Origin of the sequence: Neisseria sp. WLZKY-1, assembly GCF_046546535.1 — a bacterium.
GTDB lineage: Bacteria > Pseudomonadota > Gammaproteobacteria > Burkholderiales > Neisseriaceae > Neisseria.
The window spans coordinates 1-590 of sequence record NZ_JBKGTW010000119.1; the positions used below are offsets into that span (position 1 = coordinate 1).

Annotated in this window: 1 pseudogene; it reads right to left on the reverse strand. The window is 49.2% G+C overall.

The annotated features are described in order from the left end of the window. Nucleotides 1-590 (reverse strand): annotated as a pseudogene (locus ACLD9W_RS12450) (transposase family protein); the annotation flags it as partial.

Below are 590 nucleotides of genomic sequence, written 5' to 3' on the forward strand. Positions count from 1 at the left end.
CAGCGGATGATGTTTGGATTTCTTTTTCGGGGTCTGTAATCCGGTTTTAGCCAATCCTTGATAACCCTTATCCGCAATGACTATTTTGTAGGGATAAAGCTCTGCAAGGTGCCTCTTGGCTAAACGCATGTCATGCTGAGCACCCATCTCCGTCCGGATGCTGATGATTTTTTCAGTTTCTCTGCCGTATATGACCTGGATTTTAACCGTATGTCGCTTTTTCTTGCCGCTGTAATACTGCCGCTGTTTTTTTGGGACGTTCAATCGGGCTTTCGGTAACGTCAATGATGACCGTTTGATCGCCCGGATTCTTGTGTTTTGGCAGGGAAAAGCGTTTGCAACGGATGAGGCGTCCTCGGTTTTACGGATGGTGCGGCAGACATTACTTTCGGAAAGGCCGTAGATAGCGGCCAATTCGAGTTGGGTATGGTAATGGCGCAGATAACTTAGGGTAAGCAGCAGTTGGTCTGCCAAACCGAGCGTATGCGGCCTGCCCGACTTGACCTTCCGGCTTTCTGCTTCTGTGGTGACTTGCAGCATTTCATGAAAAAGGACGGGCGTTACACCTGTGAGCCGTTTGAATTCCCTGT